The sequence below is a fragment of the Robiginitalea rubriflava genome (assembly GCF_052540725.1).
On sequence record NZ_CP199309.1, the window covers coordinates 1,934,216 to 1,960,395 of the forward strand.

General features: G+C 48.6%; 27 protein-coding genes. 12 read left to right on the forward strand and 15 right to left on the reverse strand.

Translation table 11 applies throughout. The features are described from left to right. Nucleotides 1-113: 113 nt before the first annotated feature. Nucleotides 114-1,478, forward strand: coding sequence for an alanine/glycine:cation symporter family protein (locus ACT6NU_RS08795; RefSeq protein WP_445381306.1), 1,365 nt, complete (start codon nucleotides 114-116; stop codon nucleotides 1,476-1,478). Beyond that, nucleotides 1,465-2,352, forward strand: a complete 888-nt coding sequence (gene era / locus ACT6NU_RS08800) for a GTPase Era (protein WP_445381307.1) — start codon at nucleotides 1,465-1,467, stop codon at nucleotides 2,350-2,352. The genes ACT6NU_RS08795 and era overlap by 14 nt, the downstream gene beginning before the upstream one ends. Here era and ACT6NU_RS08805 read toward each other — a convergent pair whose 3' ends face one another. Further along, complete coding sequence (locus ACT6NU_RS08805; protein ID WP_445381308.1) at nucleotides 2,353-2,841, reverse strand: GTP-binding protein; 489 nt, start codon at nucleotides 2,839-2,841, stop codon at nucleotides 2,353-2,355. 122 nt (nucleotides 2,842-2,963) lie between these two features. On the opposite strand from ACT6NU_RS08805, the gene der reads away from it, so the two are divergent. Next, on the forward strand, nucleotides 2,964-4,265 hold the full coding sequence (gene der, locus ACT6NU_RS08810) for a ribosome biogenesis GTPase Der (RefSeq protein ID WP_445381309.1): 1,302 nt from the start codon (nucleotides 2,964-2,966) through the stop codon (nucleotides 4,263-4,265). A 3-nt stretch (nucleotides 4,266-4,268) separates the two neighbouring features. Here der and ACT6NU_RS08815 read toward each other — a convergent pair whose 3' ends face one another. Genes ACT6NU_RS08815 through ACT6NU_RS08840 form a run of 6 tightly spaced genes read right to left on the reverse strand, consistent with a single transcriptional unit; the run spans nucleotide 4,269 to nucleotide 7,988 of the window. Beyond that, nucleotides 4,269-4,727: a hypothetical protein gene (locus tag ACT6NU_RS08815; RefSeq protein WP_445381310.1), complete on the reverse strand. Its 459-nt coding sequence runs from the start codon at nucleotides 4,725-4,727 to the stop codon at nucleotides 4,269-4,271. Nucleotides 4,728-4,787: 60 nt separating this feature from the next. Further along, the gene (locus tag ACT6NU_RS08820; protein ID WP_445381311.1) at nucleotides 4,788-5,594 is read right to left on the reverse strand and encodes a TPM domain-containing protein; all 807 of its coding nucleotides are present in this window, start codon (nucleotides 5,592-5,594) and stop codon (nucleotides 4,788-4,790) included. Beyond that, on the reverse strand, nucleotides 5,575-6,012 hold the full coding sequence (locus ACT6NU_RS08825; protein ID WP_445381312.1) for a TPM domain-containing protein: 438 nt from the start codon (nucleotides 6,010-6,012) through the stop codon (nucleotides 5,575-5,577). The genes ACT6NU_RS08820 and ACT6NU_RS08825 overlap by 20 nt, the downstream gene beginning before the upstream one ends. Before the next feature lie 9 nt (nucleotides 6,013-6,021). Then, entirely contained in the window at nucleotides 6,022-6,621 is a 600-nt protein-coding gene (locus tag ACT6NU_RS08830; protein WP_445381313.1) for a LemA family protein, read from the reverse strand. A 60-nt stretch (nucleotides 6,622-6,681) separates the two neighbouring features. Beyond that, the gene (locus tag ACT6NU_RS08835; RefSeq protein WP_445381314.1) at nucleotides 6,682-7,011 is read right to left on the reverse strand and encodes a MerR family transcriptional regulator; all 330 of its coding nucleotides are present in this window, start codon (nucleotides 7,009-7,011) and stop codon (nucleotides 6,682-6,684) included. After that, entirely contained in the window at nucleotides 7,011-7,988 is a 978-nt protein-coding gene (locus tag ACT6NU_RS08840; RefSeq protein ID WP_445381315.1) for a M23 family metallopeptidase, read from the reverse strand. Before ACT6NU_RS08840 ends, ACT6NU_RS08835 begins: the two co-directional genes overlap by 1 nt. A gap of 102 nt (nucleotides 7,989-8,090) precedes the next feature. On the opposite strand from ACT6NU_RS08840, the gene alaS reads away from it, so the two are divergent. Then, entirely contained in the window at nucleotides 8,091-10,712 is a 2,622-nt protein-coding gene (gene alaS, locus ACT6NU_RS08845) for an alanine--tRNA ligase (protein ID WP_445381316.1), read from the forward strand. Between the two features lie 16 nt (nucleotides 10,713-10,728). Continuing rightward, on the forward strand, nucleotides 10,729-11,676 hold the full coding sequence (locus ACT6NU_RS08850; RefSeq protein WP_445381317.1) for a GSCFA domain-containing protein: 948 nt from the start codon (nucleotides 10,729-10,731) through the stop codon (nucleotides 11,674-11,676). A 12-nt stretch (nucleotides 11,677-11,688) separates the two neighbouring features. On the opposite strand, the gene ACT6NU_RS08855 is transcribed toward ACT6NU_RS08850, so the two are convergent. From ACT6NU_RS08855 to ACT6NU_RS08865, 3 genes are all read right to left on the reverse strand, one after another. Then, nucleotides 11,689-13,443 (reverse strand): aromatic amino acid hydroxylase, encoded by a 1,755-nt coding sequence (locus tag ACT6NU_RS08855; protein ID WP_445381318.1) that lies wholly within the window; start codon nucleotides 13,441-13,443, stop codon nucleotides 11,689-11,691. 103 nt (nucleotides 13,444-13,546) lie between these two features. Then, nucleotides 13,547-14,119: a DUF4136 domain-containing protein gene (locus tag ACT6NU_RS08860; protein WP_445381319.1), complete on the reverse strand. Its 573-nt coding sequence runs from the start codon at nucleotides 14,117-14,119 to the stop codon at nucleotides 13,547-13,549. A gap of 57 nt (nucleotides 14,120-14,176) precedes the next feature. Then, on the reverse strand, nucleotides 14,177-14,338 hold the full coding sequence (locus ACT6NU_RS08865) for a DUF5522 domain-containing protein (protein WP_445381320.1): 162 nt from the start codon (nucleotides 14,336-14,338) through the stop codon (nucleotides 14,177-14,179). A 171-nt stretch (nucleotides 14,339-14,509) separates the two neighbouring features. Here ACT6NU_RS08865 and ACT6NU_RS08870 point away from each other — a divergent pair, with 171 nt between their 5' ends. From ACT6NU_RS08870 to hemL, 4 genes are read left to right on the forward strand one after another with little or no spacing between them, the layout of a single operon-like run. Then, nucleotides 14,510-14,845, forward strand: coding sequence for a hypothetical protein (locus ACT6NU_RS08870; protein WP_445381321.1), 336 nt, complete (start codon nucleotides 14,510-14,512; stop codon nucleotides 14,843-14,845). A gap of 8 nt (nucleotides 14,846-14,853) precedes the next feature. Then, nucleotides 14,854-15,756 carry a 1-aminocyclopropane-1-carboxylate deaminase/D-cysteine desulfhydrase gene (locus ACT6NU_RS08875; protein WP_445381322.1) on the forward strand — a complete coding sequence of 301 codons (903 nt, stop codon included), beginning with the start codon at nucleotides 14,854-14,856 and terminating at the stop codon, nucleotides 15,754-15,756. Further along, nucleotides 15,753-16,580 (forward strand): glucosaminidase domain-containing protein, encoded by an 828-nt coding sequence (locus ACT6NU_RS08880; RefSeq protein ID WP_445381323.1) that lies wholly within the window; start codon nucleotides 15,753-15,755, stop codon nucleotides 16,578-16,580. Before ACT6NU_RS08875 ends, ACT6NU_RS08880 begins: the two co-directional genes overlap by 4 nt. Nucleotide 16,581: 1 nt before the next feature. After that, nucleotides 16,582-17,859: a glutamate-1-semialdehyde 2,1-aminomutase gene (gene hemL, locus ACT6NU_RS08885; protein ID WP_445381324.1), complete on the forward strand. Its 1,278-nt coding sequence runs from the start codon at nucleotides 16,582-16,584 to the stop codon at nucleotides 17,857-17,859. Nucleotides 17,860-17,928: 69 nt separating this feature from the next. On the opposite strand, the gene ACT6NU_RS08890 is transcribed toward hemL, so the two are convergent. The 5 genes from ACT6NU_RS08890 to lysS form a co-directional block, all read right to left on the reverse strand. After that, nucleotides 17,929-18,360, reverse strand: coding sequence for a hypothetical protein (locus tag ACT6NU_RS08890; protein WP_445381325.1), 432 nt, complete (start codon nucleotides 18,358-18,360; stop codon nucleotides 17,929-17,931). 102 nt (nucleotides 18,361-18,462) lie between these two features. Beyond that, complete coding sequence (locus ACT6NU_RS08895; protein WP_445381326.1) at nucleotides 18,463-18,624, reverse strand: hypothetical protein; 162 nt, start codon at nucleotides 18,622-18,624, stop codon at nucleotides 18,463-18,465. 191 nt (nucleotides 18,625-18,815) lie between these two features. Beyond that, entirely contained in the window at nucleotides 18,816-21,317 is a 2,502-nt protein-coding gene (locus ACT6NU_RS08900) for a zinc-dependent metalloprotease (RefSeq protein ID WP_445381327.1), read from the reverse strand. A gap of 349 nt (nucleotides 21,318-21,666) precedes the next feature. After that, nucleotides 21,667-23,100, reverse strand: a complete 1,434-nt coding sequence (locus ACT6NU_RS08905) for an SLC13 family permease (protein ID WP_445381328.1) — start codon at nucleotides 23,098-23,100, stop codon at nucleotides 21,667-21,669. A gap of 20 nt (nucleotides 23,101-23,120) precedes the next feature. Continuing rightward, nucleotides 23,121-24,809, reverse strand: a complete 1,689-nt coding sequence (gene lysS / locus ACT6NU_RS08910) for a lysine--tRNA ligase (RefSeq protein WP_445381329.1) — start codon at nucleotides 24,807-24,809, stop codon at nucleotides 23,121-23,123. A 140-nt stretch (nucleotides 24,810-24,949) separates the two neighbouring features. On the opposite strand from lysS, the gene ACT6NU_RS08915 reads away from it, so the two are divergent. The 3 genes from ACT6NU_RS08915 (at nucleotide 24,950) to ACT6NU_RS08925 (ending at nucleotide 26,177) form a co-directional block, all read left to right on the forward strand. Beyond that, on the forward strand, nucleotides 24,950-25,105 hold the full coding sequence (locus tag ACT6NU_RS08915) for a YqaE/Pmp3 family membrane protein (RefSeq protein ID WP_445381330.1): 156 nt from the start codon (nucleotides 24,950-24,952) through the stop codon (nucleotides 25,103-25,105). A 20-nt stretch (nucleotides 25,106-25,125) separates the two neighbouring features. After that, nucleotides 25,126-25,836 carry a lipoyl(octanoyl) transferase LipB gene (gene lipB, locus ACT6NU_RS08920; protein WP_445381331.1) on the forward strand — a complete coding sequence of 237 codons (711 nt, stop codon included), beginning with the start codon at nucleotides 25,126-25,128 and terminating at the stop codon, nucleotides 25,834-25,836. Between the two features lie 116 nt (nucleotides 25,837-25,952). Next, a complete protein-coding gene (locus ACT6NU_RS08925) occupies nucleotides 25,953-26,177 on the forward strand; it encodes a hypothetical protein (protein ID WP_445381332.1) in 225 nt (74 codons plus the stop codon). The last annotated feature ends 3 nt before the right edge of the window (nucleotides 26,178-26,180 follow it).

Below are 26,180 nucleotides of genomic sequence, written 5' to 3' on the forward strand. Positions count from 1 at the left end.
GGCAAATATACGATGGTTTATTGGTTTAATCAAAAAAATGCCAGGAGAATTATTTTGGGGCCTGAGGCTCCTTTTTTTTGAAATTCCCTACCTTCGGAACTCTTAGAAATCCTATGGGTGCAATCAACGATTTTATTGCCGGCCTGATCCCCTACACGGAGTGGCCGATGTTTATCCTGCTGATAGGCGGAGGACTTTTCCTGGTGCTCTATTCCCGCTTTTTACCTTACCGCTTTTTCGGGCATGCCATTGCCATTACCGCGGGCAAATACGACGATAAAAATGCAGAGGGGGAAGTCAGCTCTTTTCAGGCGCTTTCGGCTGCTGTGGCGGCAACGGTGGGCCTTGGGAATATTTCAGGGGTGGCTATTGCCATCCACGACGGGGGCCCGGGCGTGGTTTTCTGGATCTGGGTTACGGCCCTTATCGGGATGAGCATTAAATTCTATTCCTGCAGCCTGGCCATCATGTTCCGGGGGAAAGACTCCGACGGGAAATTGCAGGGGGGTCCCATGTTCTACATCACCCAGGGAATGGGCAAGAAAGCCAAACCACTGGCCACCTTTTTCTGTATATGCGGGTTGTTTGGGTTTCTTGGGGTCTTTACGGCCAACCAGTTTACCGAAACCTTTATGAGTGTGGTAGAACCCACGGATACCATTTGGGCTACTTCGGAATTCAACTGGAAATTGCTGATTGGAATCATCCTGGCGGTCATTACCTCCTTTGTAATTTTCGGGGGCCTCACCAAAATAGCCAAAGTGGCCTCGGCCATTGTGCCTTTCATGGTGCTGGTCTACCTGCTGGCGGTTATTGCCGTAATGGTGATGAACTCGGAACTGGTCTGGCCGTCCCTGAAACTCATCCTTACCGAAGCCTGGAATTTTAAGACGGTGGTTACCGGGGGCTTCTGGGGGCTGGTGATTATAGGGATTCGGCGCGCCATGTTCTCCAACGAAGCGGGGCTGGGAAGTGCACCAATGTACCACGGGCAAAGCAAGAACGATGAGCCCATCAAGGAAGGGCTGGTGGCCATGCTGGGCCCTTTTATTGACACCATCATGGTGTGTACCTTTACAGCTGTGGTGATCATCCTCAGTGGGGCCTACCTGGAAGATGGCAGCGGAATTGTGATGACCCTGAATGCTTTCCGTACCACCCTGTTTGGTTTTGGAGATGAATTGCTGATGATTATTGTGACTGCTTTTGCCCTGTCTACCCTGTTCACCTATTCCTATTACGGGGTAAAAAGCTTATCTTTTCTTACCAATGCCCGCATCGGGCGCTGGTATAATGTTTATTTTGTGCTGATGATCGTCTTTGCGGCCATCGCCTCCCTGGAGCTGGTCAAAAACCTGATAGACCTGTCTTACGCGCTTATGGTTATCCCCAATATGATTGCGGTGCTCTATCTGGCTCCAAAGGTTAATAAGGCCTCTAAAAAATACTTTGCAAAACTCAAACATGAAAAAGCATAAAGCCGGATTTGTAAATATTATCGGAAACCCCAATGTGGGCAAGTCTACCCTGATGAACGCCCTGGTGGGGGAACGCCTTTCCATCATCACTTCCAAGGCGCAGACCACCCGCCACCGTATCCTTGGGATTGTGAACGGGGATGATTTCCAGGTGGTTTTTTCCGATACCCCGGGAATCATCAAACCAGCTTACGAACTCCAGGAGTCCATGATGGACTTTGTGCGCTCGGCCCTCAAGGATGCAGATGTTTTGCTCTATATGTTGGAAGTAGGGGAGAAAGGCCTGAAGGACGAGGAATTCCTGAAAAAATTAAAAAAAACCAAGGTTCCGCTTTTGCTGCTGATCAATAAAATTGATACCAGCGAGCAGGAAAAGCTGGAAGCCCAGGTACAGTTTTGGAATGAAGAGCTGCCGGCTGCGGAGGTTATCCCTATCTCGGCCCTGGAGCGCTTCAACCTGGATACGGTTTTTAACCGCATTCTGGAGCTGCTTCCGGAAAGCCCGCCTTATTTTCCCAAAGACCAGCTTACCGACAAGCCGGAGCGTTTTTTTGTCAATGAGATTATCCGGGAAAAAATACTGCAGCACTATAAGAAAGAGGTTCCCTATTCGGTTGAAATTGAAACCGAAAGTTTTGAAGAAACAGACGATATCATTCGAATTGGTGCTGTGATCATGGTAGAGCGGGAAACCCAGAAGGGCATCATTATTGGTCACAAAGGCAGTGCCCTTAAAAGGGTGGGGACCGAGGCCCGAAAGGATATGGAAGCTTTTTTTGACAAGAAGGTATTTCTGGAACTCTTCGTAAAAGTCAATAAGAACTGGCGCAGCGACAGCCGTCAACTCCGGCGCTTCGGCTACCAGTCTAAATAACTATCCCTGCAGGGCTTGCTGGAAAAAGTTGTGCAGCTCGCGCATTTGCGGTTTGCCCTTGGCACGTCCGGCCCTTCCGAAGGCGTAGAATACAAACCAGAGTATTACCATAAAAACCATGGCCCCGACAAGAATGCCGTAATCCCTGCCCAGGGCTGCACTGCTATAGGCCCAGATACCAAAAATGATAAAGAGGGTGGCCACCCCGAAGTGCAGGAACATAAAAAAGGTCCACAGGGTAGGGTTGGGGCCAAACAGGCCGTAGATTTTGCATCCTCCATCTTCTTCATCCAGGATCTCCAATTGGAGCTGAGGAGACCAGAAATGCCTCCTGGCTTCCCCTATCTTGATAAAGATATGGTCATCCATACGCTTCAGTTCAAAGTCAGGGTCATTAGACTGCTCCAGGCGCTGCAGGACTCCGTCGGCCGGTTCGGCCAGCAATTGCTGAAAGCGGGGACGCAGGACTATTTCACTGGGTAGAGACATGTAAGGGTTTGTTATATCATCTAAAATATAAAACCTTCTGCATCCGGGGTAGCTTTTCTTATCGAATAACAGATTCGGTAATATCTCTTAATAGCACTACCTTTACCGCCAAATTCAGGTATATGTCTGGTATTGTTGCCATTGTGGGAAGGCCAAATGTAGGGAAATCCACATTTTTCAACCGAATGATCCAAAGGCGGGAGGCCATTGTGGATGCGGTAAGCGGGGTTACCCGAGACCGGCATTACGGCAAATCGGACTGGAATGGAAAGAAATTTTCCCTGATCGATACCGGTGGCTATGTGAAAGGGAGTGAAGATGTATTTGAGCAGCAGATAGACCGGCAGGTGGAATTGGCCATTGATGAGGCAGATGCCATCCTTTTTATGGTGGATGCCGAAACCGGCATTACCGGGATGGATGAGGATGTGGCCAGGCTGCTGCGCAAGGTGGAAAAGCCCGTTTTCCTGGTGGTAAACAAGGCGGACAATGCCAAAAGACTGGAGGATGCCGTGGAATTCTACAATCTCGGCCTGGGGGATTATTATCCGGTTTCTAGTATCAACGGCAGTGGTACGGGGGAATTACTGGATGCCCTTGTGGAAGTGCTGCCGGAAGAAGAAGTCCCCGAAGAAAACCTGCCCCGCTTTGCGGTAGTAGGCCGTCCCAATGCCGGCAAGTCTTCCTTTATCAATGCCCTGATCGGGGAGGAGCGCTATATTGTAACAGACATCGCCGGAACTACAAGAGACAGTATCGACACCCGCTACAACCGTTTTGGTTTTGAATTTAACCTGGTGGATACTGCCGGGATCCGCCGTAAAGCCAAGGTAAAGGAAGATCTGGAATTCTATTCCGTAATGCGTTCGGTGCGCACCATTGAACATTCAGATGTATGCCTGTTGCTGGTGGATGCTACCCGGGGTTTTGACGGGCAGGTACAGAATATTTTCTGGTTGGCACACCGCAACCATAAAGGGATCGTAATCCTGGTGAATAAATGGGATAAGGTCGAAAAGGATACCGCCTCCGTAAAGGAGTACACCAAAAAAATACATGAGGTGATTTCTCCTTTTGTGGACGTCCCAATCTTGTTTATCTCCGTGCTGAACAAGCAGCGGATCTTCAAGGCTATTGAAACGGCAGTTGCCGTCTATCAGGCCCGTTCCCGTAAGATACCTACCCGAAAGCTGAATGACATTATGCTGCCCATTATTGAAAGGAACCCCCCTCCGGGTTATAAGGGGAAGTACGTCAAAATCAAGTTTTGCACCCAGCTGCCCACACCCTATCCGCAGTTTGCCTTTTTTTGCAATTTACCTCAATACGTCAAGGAGCCCTACAAACGCTTTCTTGAAAATAAATTGCGAAAGGAATTTGATTTTACAGGGGTTCCCATGGATATCTTTATGCGGAAGAAGTAAAGATCAATTCAAAACGACAGTAAAGAAGGTCCCTCCATTTAGTGATTGCAATTCTCCATCAATCGAAATGGCGTTTACCACAGGGATGCCCCCACAACAGCTCTCCACTTCAGTAAGGCCCATATCAATCGAAAGGGGAACGGAAAAGTCCGCCCCGAGATTTAATACCAGTTCATAAGCCCGGGGTTCCCATGACGGATTGTTTAACACCAGGCTGGCGACTTCTCCCGAAACGGTTTGAATCGGTCGGATTTCCAGTACCAGGGAAGCTTCATCTGTTCCGGTGACGGATATGTTATCTAGGGTATAGGTGTCGTTTTCCAAAACGTTCTCACCATTTGAATTCAGCTCAAAAAAGAACACAGGTGGGCCAGCACAAAGTACCGTGCTGCAGTCAATCCTGTTTTCATCGCAGGAGAGGATAATTAGCAGGGTAAAAATGAGGATTAGCTGTTTTTTCATGGAAAGCGTTTTAAGTTTTGGATACTAACTCGTGAAAAAGGTTGCATAGGGCATAGGAGATTACCACCCACCTGAGGCTCCGCCACCCCCAAAGCCGCCCCCGCCGAAGCCGCCTCCAAAGCCTCCACCGCCAAAACCACCTCCGCTGCCAAAGCCGCCTCCACGGGAACCGGAACGCCCCATATTGCTGAGGATAATGATGTCCCAAATGTCCAGGCCTTTGTTTCGGCCGCCGCCCCTGCCACCACCGCGGCGGTTTTTGCGTGAAGCCAGAATTACAATAATGATGATGAAAATAATAAAGGGCAACAGTGCGCGGAATGGAAATTTATTGGGGCCCGGCCCCCTGCTTTCCGGAGCTGTAAACTCTCCGGTCAGTACCTGGAAAATAGCATCCGTACCCCTGTCCAGGCCCGCGTAGTAGTCATCCTTTTTGAATTCGGGAATGATGATGCGCTCAATGATCCGTTTGGAAAGGGCATCCGTAAGGAATTCTTCCACCCCATATCCGGTATTGATGGCAATCCTCCGGTCATCCCGGGCGAGCAGCACCAGGATGCCATTGTCTTCCTTAGCCTGGCCAATGCCCCATTTCTGGCCCCACTGGGCTCCCAGGTAGTTAATGTTTTCCCCTTCGGTACTTGCGATTATGGCAACTACAATCTGGGTAGAGGTGCTGTCTGAATACCGGATCAGTTTCTGCTCCAGTTGGCTGGCCTCTGAGCTGCTCAGCAATCCATAATAGTCATACAGACTGGTTTGTTCCGAGAGCGGTGGTTTTGCGGGAATCTCAAACTGTGCCTGCAGCCAGTTGCTGCTGACGGCTGCCAGCAGTACCAGGATGATTTTAATTCCTGGATACTTCATTGCTTAGTTCGTTTGTGTCTCCGGGTTTCCATGGGAAATGTTTTTTTAATTCCTCTCCTGCCGACAGTACACCTGCGACGATCCCTTCTTTAAATGCTCCGTTTTTGAAATGCCGGCCGATGAGGTCTCTGGTCTTATCCCAGAAATTGTCGGGAACCCGTTTATTTATGCCCGAGTCCCCTATAATGGCAAAGCGGTGGTCGTGTACGGCAATGTAGAGCAATACCCCGTTGGATTCCCGGGTATTGTCCATTTTAAGGCGATAGAAAAGCTCCTGTGCCCTTTTCATATGATCGCCTTTGAAACTGTGTTCCAGATGTACGCGGATTTCCCCGGAGGTATCCTTTTCAGCCTCCAGGATGGCCTGTACAATTTCCGCCTCGTCCTGTTTGCTCAGAAAAGATTCGACCTCAGACATAATTTAGGATTAATCAAAATCAAAATCCACTTCAGGGGCCTGTTCGGAACCCGGATCGGCTTTGTAACGAGGCATATCCTCAAAACCAAACCATCCTGCAAAAATGCTGTTTGGGAATTTTGAAATGTGTATATCGTAGGTGTTGACCTGCTCATTAAAGCGGTCCCTTGCCACATTGATGCGGTTCTCGGTCCCTTCCAGCTGGGCCTGTAGTTCCAGGAAATTCTGGTTGGCCTTAAGCTCCGGGTAGCGTTCTACGGTTACCAGCAGCCTGGACAGGGCAGAGGAGAGGCCGGTCTGGGCCTCCTGAAAGGCCGCCAGTTGTTCTGCGTTAAGGTTATTGGCATCTATGGTGGTAGAAGTTGCTTTGGCCCGTGCCTCGATGACATCCGTAAGGGTTCCTCTCTCAAAATCGGCGGCCCCCTGTACGGTTTTGACCAGGTTCCCGATTAAATCGTTCCGCCGCTGGTAGCTGCTTTCCACATTAGACCAGGCAGTTTTGGCATTGGCCTCGTATTCCACAGCGGTATTGTTGAATCCTACAGCCCAGCGATAGAGTCCTGCGCCTACGACCAGCAGGATAATTACTGGAATTAACCACTTTTTCATTTGTTTATAATATTTAACGGTTAGTACACTATTTGTAGCGAAAACCAGCCTTTTGTTACACTACAGCTGGTCCTTTATTTTGGTGAGTTCAGCTTTGACTCGCTCCAGTTTCCGGATGATTTCGTAGTTGTCCAGGGTTTTCTGCTTGTTTTCCTTTAAGTGGATCTTAGCCCCCTCCAGGGTAAACCCCCTTTCCTTAACCAGGTGGTATATCAATTCGAGGTTCGCAATGTCCTTTGGGGTAAACTTGCGGTTACCCTTGGCATTTTTCTTGGGTTGTAACACGTCAAACTCCTTCTCCCAGAAGCGTATCAGGGAAGTATTTACGTCAAAGGCCCTGGCGACTTCACCAATACCGTAATAGCGTTTTTCAGGTAGTTCTACATGCATTAGTCAAGCGATTGGTTTTCCTGGCTGGCCGTTTTGAGCATGTTCTCAAACTCCTCGGCGGTTAAACTTCCATAATAGAAGTTGATGGGGTTGATCCTGTCTCCGTCTTTCCATACCTCATAATGCAGGTGCGGGGCTTCGGAACGTCCTGTACTACCCACAAAACCTATAAGGTCTCCTCTCTTTACCTGCTGCCCCCTTTTGACATTGTAACGGCTCAGGTGGGCATAGAGGGTCATATAGCCGTATCCGTGATCTACACGGATGTGCTTTCCGTAACCGGAAGCATTGTTGTCTGCCCGGATGACCTTCCCGTCTCCGGTGGCGTAAACGGGTACCCCTCTGGGCGCTGTAAAATCCATTCCCCAGTGCATTTTCCGCGCTTTGGTAAAGGGGTCGGACCGCCAGCCATAACCAGAGGCCATCCTTGTAAGTTCTTCATTGTTTACCGGCTGTATGGCCGGGATGGCCGCCAGTAGTTTTTCTTTTTCTTCTGCCAGTTTGGTGATCTCATCCAGCGATTTGGACTGGATAACCATCTGTTTTTGAATAATTTCCATGCGCCTGGTGGTGGAAATGATCATTTCTGAATTATTAAACCCTTCCAGGTCCTTATAGCGGTTCACCCCTCCAAAACCTGCCCTGCGCTGTTCTTCAGGGATAGGGTTGGCCTCAAAATACAGGCGGTATATATTGTTATCCCTGTCTTCAATATTGGTGAGTACCTGTTCCATCTGGTTCATTTTCCGGTTCAGGAGTTCGAAGCGGAGTTCATAATTGTTGAGTTCCCGCTGCAGGGCCAGTTCTTTTGGGGTATTCAGTAAATTGGTGTTTAGCAGGAAGATCAGACCCAGGAATCCAAAAAGGGCAGCGCCGAGTACAAAAAGGAAAATATTCCGGTACTTCCTGGATTTTTTGGGTTCGATTTTCCGGTAGGATAAGGTATCCGGATCGTAATAGTACTTTACCTTAGTCATATATGGATTTTATCCTATTTTTGTGCGTTGATAGCTGCAAGTAACAAATATAAAAATTGTTTTGCACAAAAACCTAAATTTAAAGTAAGCCAGGCTTTTTCAATGACTTCCAGGGAGATAAGAAGCAGATTTTTAGAATTTTTTAAGGAGAAAGGACACAAAATAGTTCCCTCGGCTCCCATGGTAATCAAGGATGATCCTACCCTGATGTTTACCAATGCCGGGATGAACCAGTTCAAGGAATATTTCCTGGGGATCAGCAAGGCAAGTGCCCCAAGGGTGGCAGACACCCAGAAGTGCCTGAGGGTAAGCGGGAAACACAATGACCTGGAAGAGGTTGGAAAGGATACCTACCACCACACCATGTTCGAGATGCTCGGGAACTGGAGCTTTGGCGATTACTTTAAAAAAGAAGCCATCCCCTGGGCCTGGGAATTTTTGACAGAGGTCTGCAAGATAGATCCGGACCGCCTGTACATCACCATTTTTGAAGGGACTGAGGATGCCGACAAACTGGAAAAGGACCAGGAGGCATTTGACTACTGGAAGGCTATTCTCCCGGAGGATCGCATTCTAATGGGTTCTAAAAAGGATAACTTCTGGGAAATGGGAGACCAGGGACCCTGCGGCCCCTGTTCGGAAATCCATGTGGATATCCGCTCAGCAGAAGAACGTAAAAAAACGGACGGGGCACAGCTGGTGAACCAGGACCATCCGCAGGTGGTGGAAATATGGAACCTGGTTTTTATTCAATACAACCGAAAGGCCGATGGACGCCTGGAGCCGCTGCCACAGCGTCATGTGGATACGGGTATGGGATTCGAAAGGCTTTGCATGGTATTGCAGGGGGTACAGTCCAATTACGATACAGACCTCTTCACTCCCCTGATTCGGGAAATAGAGGGTATTACGGGTTCAAAATACGGTTCCGGGCGTGAAACGGATATTGCCATACGGGTTCTTGCCGATCATATCCGGGCGGTTTCCTTTGCCATAGCAGACGGGCAGTTGCCCGCGAATTCAGGAGCCGGCTATGTAATCCGGAGGATTCTCAGGAGGGCCATCCGCTACGGCTTCACCTTTTTAGGTGCCAGGGAACCTTTTATGTTCAAACTGGTAAAAGTATTGGGTAATCTCATGGGGGAAGCCTTCCCTGAGCTCCGGGAACAGCAACAACTTATTGAAAATGTGGTGCGGGAAGAAGAAGTATCCTTCCTTAAAACCCTGGAGCAGGGCCTGGGCCTGCTGGATGATATTATAGGCCGCACTTCCGGGAAAATTGTAGATGGAAAACAGGCCTTTGAACTGTATGACACCTTTGGCTTTCCCATAGACCTGACGGCGCTTATCCTTGAGGAAAAAGGTTATTCCCTGGATGAAAAGGGATTCCGCCTGGCCATGGAGGAGCAGAAAAACCGCTCCCGGGCAGCCTCGGAAATTGCCCGTGATGACTGGACCGTATTACACGAGGGCCTCCAGCCTGAATTTATTGGATATGATGAGCTCACGGCAACCGTTCAACTGCTCAAGTACCGAAAGGTTTCTTCAAAAAAAGAGGGGGATCAATTTCAACTGGTCTTTGATAAAACCCCTTTCTATCCGGAAGGTGGCGGTCAGGTAGGGGACAAGGGCTATCTGGAATCCGGGAACGGCGATGTTGTTTACATCCTTGATACCCGAAAGGAAAACAATGAAATCCTGCATATCTGCAAAAATTTGCCCTCAGACCTTCAGGGAAAATTAAAGGCTGTGGTAGACCAGAAGCAGCGAGAGCGAACCGCGCGAAACCATTCGGCTACCCACTTGCTGCATCAGGCACTTAGAACGGTACTCGGAACCCATGTGGAACAAAAAGGTTCGGCGGTGCATTCCAAATACCTGCGTTTCGACTTTTCGCATTTTTCCAAACTCTCCCAGGCTGAACTGGACCGGGTTGAGTCTTTTGTCAATGACCGTATAGAGCAGCAGCTGCCGCTTGTTGAACAAAGGGACATCCCCCTCAAACAGGCACAGCAGGAAGGGGCTATGGCACTTTTCGGGGAGAAATACGGGGATTCGGTACGTACCATTCGCTTCGGGGAATCCATAGAATTGTGTGGGGGTACGCATGTGGCCAATACGGCTGACATCTGGCATTTTAAAATCGTATCCGAAGGTGCTATCGCGGCTGGCGTAAGGCGGATTGAAGCCATTACCTCGGATGCCGTAAGGGACTATTATGCCGAGGCAGACCAAACCCTGCACGAAATAAAAGGACTGTTGAAAAACGCCAAAGACCCGCTGCAGGCCATAAATGGCCTGCAACAGGAAAATGCGGAGCTGAAAAAGGAAATAGAGCGCCTTACCCGGGAAAAAGCCGGACTGCTCAAGGCGGAACTCAAAGAAGCTATCCGGGAGGTGCATGGCCTGCATTTCCTGGCCAAAAAGATTGACCTGGATGCTGCTGCCATAAAAGACCTCTGCTTTGAACTGGGGCAGGAGTATTCAGACCTCTTTTTGCTGCTGGCTACCGAGCAGGAGGGCAAAGCCATCCTGAGCTGTTATATTTCGAAACCGGTTGTTGAGCAGCGGAATTTAAATGCGGGGGCCATTGTCAGGGAATTGGGTAGGCATATTCAGGGAGGCGGTGGCGGTCAGCCTTTTTTCGCTACAGCCGGGGGAAAACGACCAGAGGGAATACCCGAGGCTTTGCAGGCGGTTGAGGCCTATCTGGAAACGTCCTGACCCAAAATCAGAATACATGAAATGGAGTACCGAAGTACCCGTAAGGCAGGGAGAACCCCTTATCGACTATCAGAAGCCGGTAGTATTGCTGGGATCCTGTTTTGCAGCTCACCTGGGTGCTAAATTAGCCCATTTCCAATTTCAAGAACTCACCAACCCGCTGGGGGTTTTGTACCACCCAAAGGCTATTGAAACCCTTATTGGTCGTTCACTTGCCGGGCGCTGGTACACTGCAGATGATTTTATTCAAAACCAGGGCCTCTGGCGTAATTTTGAGGCTCATTCAGACCTGGCCGGACCTGACCTGAACCAGGCAGTAACCCTACACAATGAGTCACTGCAGGCCCTTTCCGAAGGACTAAAGATGGCTTCCCATATCGTTATTACCCTGGGCACTGCCTTTGTCTACCAGCTTTTGAGCAGTGGGAACTGGGTGGGAAACTGCCAGAAAATGCCCGCATCCCTGTTTGAAAAGCAATTAATGGACCCGGGGCAGTTGGAAGAATCCCTTTTGAAGGCCTTGTCTAAAATCAGAGAGGTCAATCCGGGGGTGCAGTTCCTGATGACCGTATCCCCCGTTCGCCATGTCAGGGATGGCCTTGTTGAGAACCAGCGCAGTAAGGCCCATCTGCTAACAGCAGTCCATAAACTGGCAGACTCCGCACATGTGCAGTATTTCCCTGCATATGAGATCATGATGGATGAACTCCGGGATTACCGCTTCTATAAGCCGGATTTGGTTCACCCCAATGCTATGGCAATAGACTATATCTGGGAACGCTTCAAAGCCTCCTGGATTGACCCGGACCTGACTCCCGTGCTGGAGGAAGTGGACCGTATTCGCAAAGGCCTGGCACATCGCCCCCTGCATGCCGATTCTGAAGCGCATCGTAATTTCAGAATAAAACTGGAGGGACAGATAAAGGAGTTGGTAGGGCGCTATCCTTTTATGGATTTCTCATAAATTCCGATAAATTCAAGAGGCAACCCTGTTCCCTGCCGCAAGGGCAATCCCGTCATCTATTAAATGCCCGACTTCCGGCCGCTGTTGTTTCACGGTTTCCAGGTGTTCGCGTATTTCTTTTGCAAAGGGGGCATCCTGGGCGCCTGTGGCCAGCTCCAGCAGCTCTACAGACAACAACCAGTCATTTGGATGGTTTGCCTGTAGTTCCTGTAATACCTTGTTTCGGGATATGGTAGTGTTAATACCTTCACGGAACTCCCTGATTTGTCTGTAAAGGCGTTCCAGTTGCTGCCGTTTCTGGTCTTTTTTGATTTTAATGGTAGTACTTCCCGTTTTATGGGTAACCAGGTCAAAACTATCTAAATCTGCCGGGCCGTTAAAAGCTGATACTATCTGTTCCCCAACAGCCATATGGTACAATCCCCATTCCGGTTTGAATAGGACTTCGTCCTGGTATTTTACCAGGCAATTTTCAAAAGTAATCAGGATAATTTCCCCCCTTAAATTTCGGGTTCCGGTAATAATATCCCCGCTAAGGGTAATTCCTCCCGTAAATTCTAGATCTACGCGCTCCCCTTCATATATTTTGTAGGCTTTCAGGTCCCTTGGACTCATATCTTCGATAGCCAGGTTGATCCCTTTAAGTTTCCCCACTGGGGCTCCGAACCCATCCGGGTGCTGTGCAGTGCTGTGCCCGATCAATTCCTTCTCCCGATACGCCAGGGCTGTGGGCCCTTTCGTTTGCAGGTAAATCGCTTTGCCATCGTGTTCAATGGCCCGGGTAAAGATTCCTGAAATCTGCAGGCCTGTACTCAGTTCAACGGTTCCAAGGGCCTCTGAGTGTATCAGTTTCTGCAGGCCATCCAGCCCGCCTTTTCGAAGCGCCATGGTGTTGGCAAACTCTTCCAGCACCTGGCTTAGAAAAGCAAAATCTGGTGTTACAAAAAGCTGGGGCTGGGGCTTGGTAATGTCAAAAGCCGTACGGGCCGCTTCTATGGAATAGGGTATTTTTGCAACCTTGTCGGTCATACACCAATTGCTTTCCCCAATGGAAGACAGCAAACCGGCACCGTATATTTTAGGATGCTCCAGGGTTCCGATCAGCCCGTATTCCACCGTCCACCAATGCAGGTTGCGGATAAGGGCCATTTCACTGGGTTCCCCCATATTTTCCTGTAATTGTTCAATTTTTTGTTCTGCCAGGAGGATTTCATTTTCTTCAGTTCCCGGGGCCTCTTTTATAATCGAAAGGTGCCTTACAGCTTCGTACAGTTCATAATCTTTTGCACTGGAGAGCGCCTTGCATCCGATTTCCCCAAACCGCCTCAGGTATTCGGCGTACTCCGGATTTGCAATAATGGGGGCGTGCCCGGCCCCTTCATGAATGATATCCGGGGCCGGGGTGTATTCAATATGCTCCAGTTGCCGGATGTCTGAGGCAATTACGAGAACATTATACGCCTGAAACTCCATAAAGGCAGCAGGTGGAATAAATCCATCCACGGCTACTGCAGCCCAGCCAATTTCTTTCAGGATACGGTTCATGCCATACATATTCGGGATATGGTCAATGGAAATCCCCGTTTTCTTGAGGCCTGAGGTATACGAATCATGAGCCACCCTGCTGAGGTAATCCACATTTTTCCGCATCACATACCGCCATACGGCCTGGTCTACAGCGGAGTAATCTTCGTAATTCTGCGGTTTGATATACTGCTGTAAATGCTTGGGCAGCCGGTCCAGAATAGGATTGCTTTCGTAACTCATAAATGCTTTTTTTAAGGCCTTATAAAGATACAAAAACCCGGGAAAACCCGGGCTTTGACCTTAATCTGGTTCCCGGGAAAGACCCGGGATGTTTTTGTAGAATTTACTGGCCGGAACCCATGCCTTGCGGCGGGTATTTCTCCATGATTTTCGAGACGAATTCCCGGATGCGGGCTTCTTTCTTCTGAATATCCTGCATGTTGCCAAGGGTACCCGTACCACGACCCTGCCAGACCAATTCTTTTCGTTCCGAATCTATCAGGTCTATGTAAAGGGCACCCTCGGTTCGGGTGCTCACGCTTGGTCCGTACCAGCCCGGGCCACCCCAGAACCAGGGGTTCCAACCCCATCCCCAGCCAGGCCCCCATCCCCAGCCGAAATTATTGTTGTAGACATCTACCCGCTCTTTTTCAGTCGTAAAAATACTAACCAGTAAATCGGGATTTTCAGATTTGACAAATCCCTTTGATCCCATTTCGGTTTCAATGGCTTTCAAAATTCGTTTTTTATCGAGATCCGAGATCTGTGCCTTATCTATGCCGGTTTTGTAAAAGGCATAGCTTCTGTATTGATTGAAATTTGTATTGGTGTCGTAATCGGAAATTACGCGGACGGTAGAACAACTCATAAAAAGGGCTGTTCCCGTAAGTAGCAGGAGGTAACGGATAGATTTCATAACGGCAATTTTTAGCATTTTTAGTTAAAATTAGTGCAAATATCATGCCGAACAAGCTTATTTATAGCCGCTTGTTTTTGGATTGAATCCATATGGACAATGCCTGCATCCGCTTTCACAACAATAGCCCCTTTTGAGCAGGTATTGTGCTGTAAAGACTCTATAACCTTCTTCAGTCCAGTAATAATCTCCAGCTTCAAGGGGAATTTTTTCTGCCATTATTGTATAACTGTATACTCCGTTTTCTCAGCGGCAAAAATAAGCATTAAAGCCAAATCTACCCCTGGGCCAAAATACCCTATTGTTTATTAATCGTAGATAACTCCCTTCCGTTCAGCGAAAAGGACAGTGTTGAAAGCAATATATTTGTTGTGAAACGTTCTATAGCAGATGATCCTGGTTTTTAAACATCTCTTTTACCGTAATTACGTCGGGCTCTCTCTCTGGCCCTTTATCATCCTGCGGAATAAAAACCTGATGGAGGATGCGGTCCTGATCAATCACGAACGCATTCACCTGAGGCAACAGACGGAAATGCTGGTCGTTTTCTTTTACCTCTGGTACTTTTCCGAGTGGCTTATCAGGAGCCTGATCTATCAGGACTTTTACCAGGCTTATAAGAATATCAGTTTTGAACGTGAGGCCTATGCCCGCGAAAAGCATCTGGAATATCTTTCCGGGCGCAAACCCTTTGCTTTTATCAATTATCTCTTTCAAAAAACCTGAGGTCTGTTTTGAAATCTGTGACTCAACAGCTAAGGCTCCCCCTTCTTGAGCGCAATAAGGTGGAACTTTATGTAAAAAGGGAAGACCTTCTTTTTCCGGAACTCTCCGGGAACAAATACAGAAAGCTGAAATACAATCTCGAAAGGGCGGCTGATAGGGGTTACAAAACGCTGCTTACTTTTGGCGGGGCTTTTTCCAACCACATACATGCAACAGCCGCGGCTGGAAAATTATTTGGCTTTAAGACCATCGGGCTTATCCGTGGTGAGGAGCTGGCCGGGAAGCCTTTAAACCCTACGCTGCAGGCTGCCTGTGATAATGGAATGCAGCTGGTTTTTTTAAGCCGGGAGGCATACAGACAGAAAACGGACCCCGCATTCCTGGAAAAAATAAAATCAGATTACAAAAATCCGTATATCCTTCCGGAAGGTGGGACCAATGAAGCAGCCATAGCGGGTTGTTCGGAAATTATCAGTTCTGAAGATTATCAATACCATTATATCTGTTGTAGTGTAGGTACCGGAGGCACGCTTGCGGGCCTGGCTTCCGCTGCGGCCCCCAATCAGACTGTACTGGGATTCCCTGCTCTGAAGGCTGAGGGCTTATCCAAGGAATTGAGCGGTTTTATACCATCAAATAACTGGGCTCTGGCAGACAATTATCATTTTGGGGGGTACGGCAAAATAAACAGGGAACTGATCGATTTCATCAATAGGTTCTATAAGGAAACCGGTATAGCTCTGGATCCCGTTTACACCGGGAAATTGTTCTATGGTATTCTGGAAGAGGTTGGTGTTGGCGGTTTTAAAGCTGGGTCCAAAATCCTGGCAATTCATAGCGGTGGCTTGCAGGGAATTGACGGAATGAATCTGAAATTGCGGAAAAAGAACTTACCTTTGTTGCAGGTATGAAAAGAATAGTAGGGTATTTATTCCTGTCTTGCCTTTTCCTGACGGGATGCGGGACAAAAAAACGCAGCACACTTAACAAAGGTGAAACCAACTCGGTTTCCAATAGATCAAACAGCCCTGAAGGCGATTATCCTTTGCCTCCTGACCAGGGCAGGTTTAAATTTGTACCCACGGCCTCCCCGGAGGAGTATATTCAGAATTTTTCCAGGATCGCTCAAGCCGAAATGCAGGCTTATGGTATTCCTGCCAGCATCACGCTGGCACAGGGGCTTTTGGAAAGCGGTTTTGGAAACGGCGCCCTTACGCGTAAAACCAATAATCATTTCGGGATCAAATGCCACACGGGCTGGGAGGGGGATTATGAACGCCATGATGATGATGCCAGGGGGGAATGTTTCCGCAAGTACAACCACCCAATGTATTCCTACAGGGATCACAGTATATTTCTAACCACCCGCTCGCGTTATGCCAGTCTTTTTGAACTGCGCAAGAACGATTACAAAGGATGGGCCAGGGGGTTAAAGGCGGCAGGTTATGCCACCGACCGTAAATACCCCCAGAAATTGATTGCTCTTATCGAGCGCTACCGGCTGTATCGATTTGATTCAGAAGTGTTAGGGGAAGAATTTACGGTAACAGCCGGGCTTGCTTCCTCAGATACCGGACATAGTGTTCATGAAGTACAGGCGGGTGATACCCTTTATGCGCTCTCCAGGCGATACTATATGACGGTAGAAGAATTAATGCAGATAAACGGGCTGGACAGTACTGAAATCTCCATTGGCCAGCGCCTGAAAGTTAAACCCGAAAAGGTAAAAAAGTAACATGCGATACACCCGAAGCAGTGCACTGTTCCGCAAAGCGAATCAGGTCCTGCCCGGAGGGGTAAATTCCCCCGTCCGGGCTTTTAAGGCCGTAGGGGGCACCCCTGTTTTTGTAAAAGAGGCCAAAGGCGCTTATTTCACCGATGAGGACGGCAATTCCTATATCGACTTTATCGCCTCCTGGGGGCCCTTGCTTTTTGGCCACGCCTATCAGCCTGTTGTGGATTCAGTGGTCCAAAGGGCCCGGCTGGGTACTTCTTACGGGATGCCCACCAGCCTGGAAACAGAACTTGCAGAAAGGGCTGTATCCATGGTCCCCAACATAGAGAAAATTCGATTCGTAAACAGCGGTACGGAAGCCTGTATGAGTGCCATTCGCCTGGCCCGGGGGTATACGGGCAAGGAAAAAATCATAAAATTTGCGGGCTGCTACCACGGCCATGCCGATGCCTTTCTGATACAGGCCGGTAGCGGGGCAGTAACTTTTGGAAGCCCGAACAGCCCGGGTGTAACACAGGGTACTGCCAAAGACACCCTCCTTGCTGCCTACAATAACCTGGAAAGCGTGGAGCGTCTGCTTGAGGCCAACAAGGGGCAGATAGCCGCAGTAATCATAGAACCCGTTGCCGGAAACATGGGTTGCATTCCTCCTGAACAGGAATTTATTAAAGGGCTTAGGGAGCTGTGCACCTCTGAAGGAGTTTTACTGATATTTGATGAGGTAATGACGGGATTCCGCCTGGCCAAAGGAGGCGCGCAGGAAACATTGGGGATCAGGGCAGACCTGGTCTGTTTTGGTAAGGTGATCGGAGGCGGACTGCCTGTAGGTGCCTTTGCTGCGAATAAGGAGATTATGAGTTATCTGGCTCCGGAAGGCCCCGTTTATCAGGCCGGAACCCTTAGTGGCAACCCCCTTGCAATGGGTGCCGGACTTGCCATGCTGGATAGCATGGAAAAAGATCCGGAGGTTTTCAAAAGGCTGGAAGAGAAAACGGCCTACCTGCACAAGGGACTACAAACCGTTTTGGGCAGTAAGGACATCCCTGTTCAGATAAACCGTTACGGTTCCATGATTTCCGTTCATTTTACAGATGAGCCTGTTCGGGATTTTGAATCGGCTGCAAGTGGGAATAACCCGCATTTCAACCGTTACTTTCATGGAATGCTGGATCGGGGAGTATATCTGCCCCCTAGTGCTTTTGAGAGTTATTTCCTGAATGACGCCCTCAGCTATGCAGACCTTGACAAAGCAATTGAGGCTGCAAGTGAAGCTTTGTAAGAGCAGTATTCAAATGTAAACCGCGATGTGTAAGAGTTAAAAAGCAAGGACTTACCCTGCTTTTAATTATTATCTTATCACTGCAGGATGCTTTTTTCCCCGGTGTCGAGCAAGATTAACTTTTTTCCAGATCCCGTATTGCTCATCTGAAAGGATACCTTTTATTTCGTTTTGAAGGGCAATCTGTTCTTCCAGTCGGGCGTTTATATGCTCAAAACGTTGCTGTTGATCCGGCATTACTCCAGCCGCTCTCATGGCTTCTCCTCGGGCTTGAACTGCCCTTCTGGAATGGATATGGTCCGTAAGGATTTTTTCAACCCTTTGCTGCTGTTCGGTACTCAGGTCCAGTGAAAGGGTCATTCTTTTGGATTTCAGGCTGGCCTGTTGTTCTGCACTCAAGTTGGTTTGAGGTCTTTCCGTGCCGTTCTTTTCAGGCGGTCCCCCCTGCGCTGCCATACTGAAGGAACAAAGCAGCACTAAGGCAATCATTACATTTTTCATGCGATTCAATTTATATGATTAACCTTTCTTAGAGAAAAGGAATCGCCTTTGGTTTAATGTAAAGGATGGATTTTGAGGAATATTTAACAGCTATTGTGCTTCTCAGGGAGCAAGGGATGCCTGCGTGCCGGTGGTTTGGGAATGGGTAACTACTTCGGTATTTTTTTGAGTTTGCTGATTTTGACCGGAGTCCATGTTGTAGTAAATCAGACTGGCAATAATAAAGGCGAAAAGATAAAACAGGCTTTTGATTTTGTAAGTCATCTGTTTGGGGATTTTGTATACCACTAATATATTACGAAATGGGGCGCGTATACCGTCTTTGTTGTGATTGCACCCACCCATTGTTGTAAAAGGGCCCAAATTTGTGGTAAACAAGAATTCCCTGATATGAAAAATACCGGCAGCTATTGGGGCATACCGGTATTTTTTGCTTTTTATCGGTGTAGAAAGACTTAACTGGGATTTAAGATCTGGTTAATTCTTTCAGCCACATCCTGCAGGTGATAACGGCTCATATCATCAGAAGTTCTTCCAATAGCCGAACGGATACTGCGCTGAAGGGCGTTTAACTCTGCCCTCGCAACGGAGCGTATATCAGACTGGCTCGTGGTTACCGCGGTAGATTTTCTGTAACCTCCGAAATCCGATAATTTACGCTGGTTCTCGGCAGTCATCAGGTATTGCAGACGATCTATATGTGCTTTTTGTAAATTTCGTCTGTAGGTATCTATACTTCTGCCGTAGCGGAGTTCTGACCACAATCCGTTGCGCAGGTCTTCCATCATTTCTGCTAGGGTGTATGCCTGGTTTCCGTTCAGGGTCTGGTTTTCCACCAGTCTTGCCAGTTTCCCAAGGCTCAGGATATTATTCAGGGTGCGGACCTGAATGGCCCGGATCCGCTCTACAGATCCTGAATATTCAAATTTTTCGAACAGTTCCTTCTCCAGCATCCATTCGGGCGTCTCAAAGAGTTGTTCCTGCAGGAAGGCCATGCACTTTTGCTGATGAGCCTTTGGGACGTGGGTATAAACGGCTCCCTCCTGATCATAAGTCTTATAGTTTTCATATACGCCCCCGATGTTATTGGAAACATGCCCCATGTAACGGCGGAACTGCCCCACTACCTGTCCGTACATGGTTTCAAGGTCTTCGTAATTCTTACCGGCTTCCCGGGTCCATTCAATTAAGTTCGGGACAATTCGCTTCAGATTGGCTATCCCGTATTCGCTGGCTTTTACGGCATCATCTCCCAGGTCCTCCGTTTGGGAGCTCGGATCTACTACATCCCCTAACTGCTGATGTCCAAATCGGTATAGCGGGTCTCCTGCATGTTCCATGATCCACTGATCCAGAATCGGCTTCTCTTCCTCGGCCGTTTTCCCGGGAATGGGACGATATCCCCATTCAATGGCGTATTTATCGTAGATTCCGATGTTAGGCATCAGGGCTACCCCTTCGTCTCCGGGCTGGGCTACATAATTAAAGCGGGCATAGTCCATTATTGAAGGAGCTGTGCCGAACTCCTCCGTAAAGGCGGCCGAACGCAGCGAATCTACAGGGTAGGCCACGCTGCTCCCCATATTGTGTGGCAGACCCAGGGTATGCCCTACCTCATGTGAAGATACAAAGCGGATAAGCCTTCCCATCACCTCTTCCTTAAAAGCAACTCCCCGGGCATCCGGGTTAATGGCAGCGGTCTGCACAAAGTACCAGTTTCTGAGCAGGCTCATTACATTGTGGTACCAGTTAATATCCGACTCCAGGATTTCACCGCTTCTGGGATCACTCACGTGTGGCCCGCTGGCATTCGGGATGGGTGATGCCAGGTAACGCACCACCGAATAGCGTACGTCTTCCGGAGACCATTCCGGGTCTTCTTCCGGGCTGGGCGGGTCTTTTGCAATAATCGCATTTTTAAAGCCGGCTGCCTCAAAGGCCACCTGCCAGTCTTCTATTCCCTGTTTGATAAAAGGAACCCACTCTTTTGGAGTGGCCCGGTCTACATAGTATACAATTGGTTTTTTGGGTTCTACCAGTTCCCCACGTTCAAATTTCTCACGGTCTTCCTCCTTAACTTCCAATCTCCAGCGGTCCAGGAATTGCACAGTTTTGCTTCGCTGTTCATTCAAGCCGTAATCTACCTGATCGGTAGTGAACCAGCCAACCCGCTGGTCGTAATATCTTCTCTTCATCGGTTCCCTGGGAAGCAGGATCATGGAATTGTTGATCTCGATTGAAATGGATCCCAGGCTGCCATTGGATGGGGGGTTGCCAGCTGCATAGGTTTTTACATGCCGGGCTTCTATATTCAAGGGATAACTTCTTATGGATTCTATATAGCTCCGGTCTCCGTCGAGCCGGGAAACTTTATAGCGCTGCCGGTACCGGTTGGGCATCCCAAGGGCTTTCACATCCTTGGTGAACAAGTCGTTAATTTCAATAACCGTTGCAGGATATAAAGAATCTTTCTTAAGGGCTTTGATGTCGAAAGCATAAAGGACGGGTTCAAAATTGGAGTTAACCACGGCTTCGTGTACCGGAAGGGAATCTGCTGCCACCACATCATAGCTGACTACCCGCAGTAGCACTTTTTTGGGCTTTTTTTCCCAGCGCAGTACCTGGGTGTTGATTTTTCCGCCCCCGAAGCCGATTCCGGAAGCCGTTTTGGCAATCCGGCTGACCATCAGCATTTCCCGACCGAAAAGGGAATCCGGGATTTCGTAATATTTTTTGTCTTCTACAGTGTGAACATCAAAAAGGCCTGCATCCGTTTCGGCCTCTTTTGTAATCACTTTGGAATAAGGTTTAATCCCATTTTTGTCGCCAGATGGTTTCCCGGCGTTTTGTTCTGTCTTTTTGTTTTTTTTCTTGAATAATTGCGCTTCTGCAGGTTGCAGAAAGCCGAGAAATAGGATGGATAGTACCAGAATTCTCTGGGTAATTTTCAGTTTCATAGGGGGATTTTAAAAATTTGCGCCCCAAATAAATAAAAAATCAGAGAGAAGAGCTGTTAAGAAAATCATAAGCCACTAACCCAATTTCCGGGGGATTTATATTTGAAACTGAATAAAAGCAGGCCCTTCCAAAATAAAGCCAAAGTGCAACGGGTTATCGTATTTCAAAAAGGGATGTTAAAGCTGTAACCTATTGTAACATTCTGATCTTTAGCCCGTCTTATATTGTGAATGACCTTCGGTTTACAACATACGAAGGCTCCATATAGTGATAGAATAATCTCATTTCTGTCAGTTATTTGAATTAGTCAGCCGTAAAGCCCCTGTCATAAACAGGGGCTTTACTTCTTTAGAAAAGGAGCGGAATGATAAACTGGAACAGAAAAACCAATAAGGCAATCGAAATAATATTGAGGATAAAGCCGGCCCTGGCCATCTGATGTACGCGGATATAACCACTGGCAAAGACAATGGCATTGGGGGGAGTGGCCATGGGCAACATAAAGGCACAACTACTGGCAATGGTAACCGGGATCAGCAGATATAACATGGGGATCTCAAGGCCAATGGCAATTCCTGCAACAACCGGTGCCAGAACGGCTACCAGGGCCACATTACTCATCAGTTCGGTCATAAAGAGCATCAGGGTGATCAGCAGGACCGCTGTAAACAATATGCTAATCTCGCTGCTGGCGATAGCCGTGGAGACCAGGTCTACCAGCCCGCTGGCAGACATCCCCCTGGCCAGGGCCAGCCCTCCCCCAAAAAGGATCAGAATCCCCCAGGCCAGGCGGGAGGTATCTCCCCATTGCAGTATAAACTCTCCCCGTTTAAGGTTATAGGGAAAGGTAAAGAGGGCAATAGCTCCGAACATGCTGATGGCTGTATCGGTGAGTCCCAGACCGGGAATCAGTTCGTTGATCAGTGTCCTGAAAATCCATAAAAAAACAGTAATTCCAAAAATGACCAATACCATTTTTTCATGACGGCTGGCAGGCCCCAGTTTCCGTAATTCATCGCGGATAACGCCTCTGGAGGCACCAAAGCTAAGTCCCTTGCAGGGGAACATCCATTTGACCAGTACCAGATAGGAAATGCCGATCATCACCAGAGAAAAGGGCAGGCCTATGGTCATCCAGCGCAGAAAAGAAATCTGAATATTGTATTCGTTTTCCAGCAGCCCTATCAGAACCGAATTAGGGGGCGTGCCAATAACGGTGGCAATCCCTCCGGCGTTGGCAGAGAATGCGATCCCCAGCATCACACTCAGCGCAAAATTCCGGTCTTTGGCGGTGAAGCCGTCTTCATCCTGTATCAGTAAATGGATAACGGACATGGCTATTGGCAGCATTACTACAGTGCTGGCCGTATTGCTGATCCACATGGAGAGGGTAGCGGTGGCAATCATAAAGCCCAGGATGACCTTTTCCGGGGTTGTTCCCGTGAGGTTGATTATGGTAAGGGCGATTCGCTTGTGGAGGTTTACTTTTTCAAGGGCCAGTGCCAGTACGAAGCCCCCGAAGAACAGGAAAATGATAGGACTGCCGTAATTGGCGCCTACATCGGCCAGGGGCATGACCCCCAGAAGCGGGAAAAGGAGCAGGGGTAAGAGGGCGGTAACCGAGATGGAAACAGCTTCAGTAATCCACCAGGTAATCATCCAGAGCGCAGTGGCTATTACGGCATTGGCACCCGGGTTTCCGGAAATCATTTCCGGCAGGCTATTGAAACCAATAAAAAATAAGGGTCCTAAAACGAGCCCGATTTTTCTGCTCAGGTGCATGCTATATTTACTTGAATCTGCTATTTCAGGCGACACAACAGGGTGTCACCTTCTTTGCTTACTTCAGCAACCCCCAGCTTGGTCAGCCCTTTAATACCTTTGTCCCAGGCTTTGTTACTCAATCCGGTTGCAGCTTTAAGCTGCTCCAGGGGGAGTTCCTTTTCCTTTTTCAGGAAATCTAAGATAGTCTTTTCATTTTCCTTCAACTCAAGCGGCTTTTTTTCAGGGCGCATCTGGGGGAAAAACAAGACTTCCTGAATGGAGGCATTGTTGGTGAGCAACATAACCAGGCGGTCAATCCCAATCCCGATTCCGGAGGTAGGGGGCATGCCGTATTCCAGGGCCCTTAGAAAATCCTGATCGATAAACATGGCCTCGTCATCCCCTTTTTCGGAAAGTTTCAGTTGCTCTTCAAAGCGTTCGCGCTGGTCTATGGGATCATTGAGCTCAGAGTAGGCATTAGCTATTTCCTTGCCGTTGATAAGCAACTCAAAACGCTCGGTAAGACCTGGCTTTGAGCGGTGTGCCTTGGTCAGAGGGCTCATTTCCCTGGGGTAATCGATGATGAAGGTAGGCTGCACATAGTGGTGTTCGCAGCATTCCCCGAAGATCTCGTCTATCAGTTTTCCTACCCCCATACTGTCATCTGTTTCCAGACCCAGTTTTTGGGCCACCGCGCGAAGCTCGTCTTCATTCATTCCGCCAACTTCATATCCGGTGTGTTGCTTAATAGCGTCGAGTATAGGAACCCTTGGGTAGGGGGCTTTAAATTCTATGGTATGCCCGCCGGCCTCAATCTGGGTCCCTCCGCTCACTTCCCTGGCTACACCTTCCAGCAATTGTTCGGTGGTTTCCATCATCCAGTTGTAATCCTTGTAGGCAACGTACAACTCCATAACCGTAAATTCGGGATTGTGGGTACGGTCCATCCCTTCATTGCGGAAATCCTTCGCAAACTCATACACCCCGTCAAAACCTCCCACAATCAGTCTTTTCAGGTAGAGCTCATTGGCAATCCTCAGGTAAAGGGGGATGTTGAGCGCATTGTGGTGCGTAACAAAAGGCCTGGCAGCTGCTCCTCCGGGAATAGGCTGCAAAATTGGTGTTTCCACTTCCAGATAGCCTTTGTCGTTAAAAAACCTGCGGATGCTGTTGGTGATCAATGTCCGTTTCAAAAAGGTATCCCGTACCTGCGGATTTACGACCAGGTCCACATAGCGCTGCCGGTAGCGTTGTTCGGGGTCGTTGAATTCATCATAAACATTTCCTTCGGCATCTTTTTTGGGCAGGGGTAGCGGCCTGAGGGCCTTGCTCAGCAGCGTGAAATTTTTGACCAATACCGTTTTTTCACCCACCTGGGTAGTAAAGAGGCTGCCTTCAACCCCTATGATATCGCCAATGTCCAGCAACTTCTTGTACACCTCGTTGTAAAGGGCCTTATCCTCCCCGGGGCAGATTTCGTCCCGGTTAAAATAAAGCTGAACGCGCCCGCTGCTATCCTGCAATTCGGCAAAGGAAGCCTTTCCCTGAATCCTTCGGGACATTAGCCTGCCGGCAAGAATAACGTCTTTCCCTTCCTTATAATCCTTTCGTACCTGGGTGGCAGAACTGTTTACAGGGTAAAGGGCAGCCGGATAAGGGTCTATACCCAGTTCCCTCAATTTTTTCAGTTTGTCCCGGCGGATGCTCTCTTGCTCAGACAGTTGCATAGGTGCGAATATTTAGCCCTGCAAATATAGCCACATTGGGTAAACGGACAATGTAATTGTAGATTTAGAAAGCGCCGGGGCTGTAACAATTGGCCGCTACCTGCGACAAATGATTGAACATCAATCAAAAATCACCTCCAATGAGCTTTTTGCGCGTCTTGCTCGCCATCATATTTCCACCCCTCTCAGTAATCGGGAAAGGCTGTGGCTCTGTCCTTATAGTCTTTTTATTAACGCTGTGCGGATGGGTCCCAGGGGTTATTGCCGCCCTGATCATCTTGAATAATCCCAACTGATCCTCGTATCTTTACGGCCTATGAATAAAACAGTGGCCATACAGGATCTGGGACTGAAGGACTATAAAGAGACCTGGGACTATCAGGAATATTTATTTCAAAATATCGTAGACCTTAAGATCAGGAACAGGAGGGAAGGCACTGCGCTGCCAACGCCTAACCACTTCTTGTTTGTGGAACACCCGCATGTCTATACCCTGGGTAAAAGCGGAGATATCAATAATTTACTGGTAAGTGAGAAGGTGCTATCCCAGCGGGGGGCAACTTTCTATAAGATCAACAGGGGAGGGGATATTACCTATCACGGCCCCGGGCAGATTGTGGGCTATCCCATCCTGGACCTTGACAACTTCTTTACCGACATCCATAAGTATCTCAGGCTACTGGAAGAGATGATCATCCTGACCCTGGCAGACTACGGCCTGAATGGAGAAAGATCTGAGGGAGAGACCGGCGTATGGCTGGAGGTGGGTACTCCACGGGCGCGGAAAATTTGTGCCATGGGGGTAAGGGCCAGCCGCTGGGTAACCATGCACGGCTTTGCCTTTAATGTCAATACGGACCTCAGTTATTTTGATCTGATGATTCCCTGCGGGATCAGGGATAAAGCCGTTACGTCCCTTAGTGCGGAGCTGGATCGATATGTGCCCATGGCAGAGGTCCGTGAAAAATTACAGGGCCATTTCGCCTCGCTTTTTGAGGCCGAATTGAAGCCGGTAGCCGCTCAATAATTCCAGGCAATTGCCTTACCCCCGCATCTTTTAAGGGAAATTTAAGTCTTTAAATGTAACATTTGGTGCTGCCAGGCGTCTTTTAGTATATAGAACCTAAGTTAATAACTACTGAGATGTCAAGCATTAGAACTCAATTTACACACAAAAGCGTGATGCTGGGGATTTGTTTTCTGGGGATGTTGCTTAACTCACGTTACGAAGCCTGGAGCTCCCCGGATGCAGAGGCGAACCATTTGAAAAGCCCTTCCATTGAAGCTAAGGCTGAGCAATCCCAACAAAACGATACTCTGGAGGCTAAGAAAGAGGAAGCCGAGGTAAGTATGGCCTGTTTTGGGTAAAAC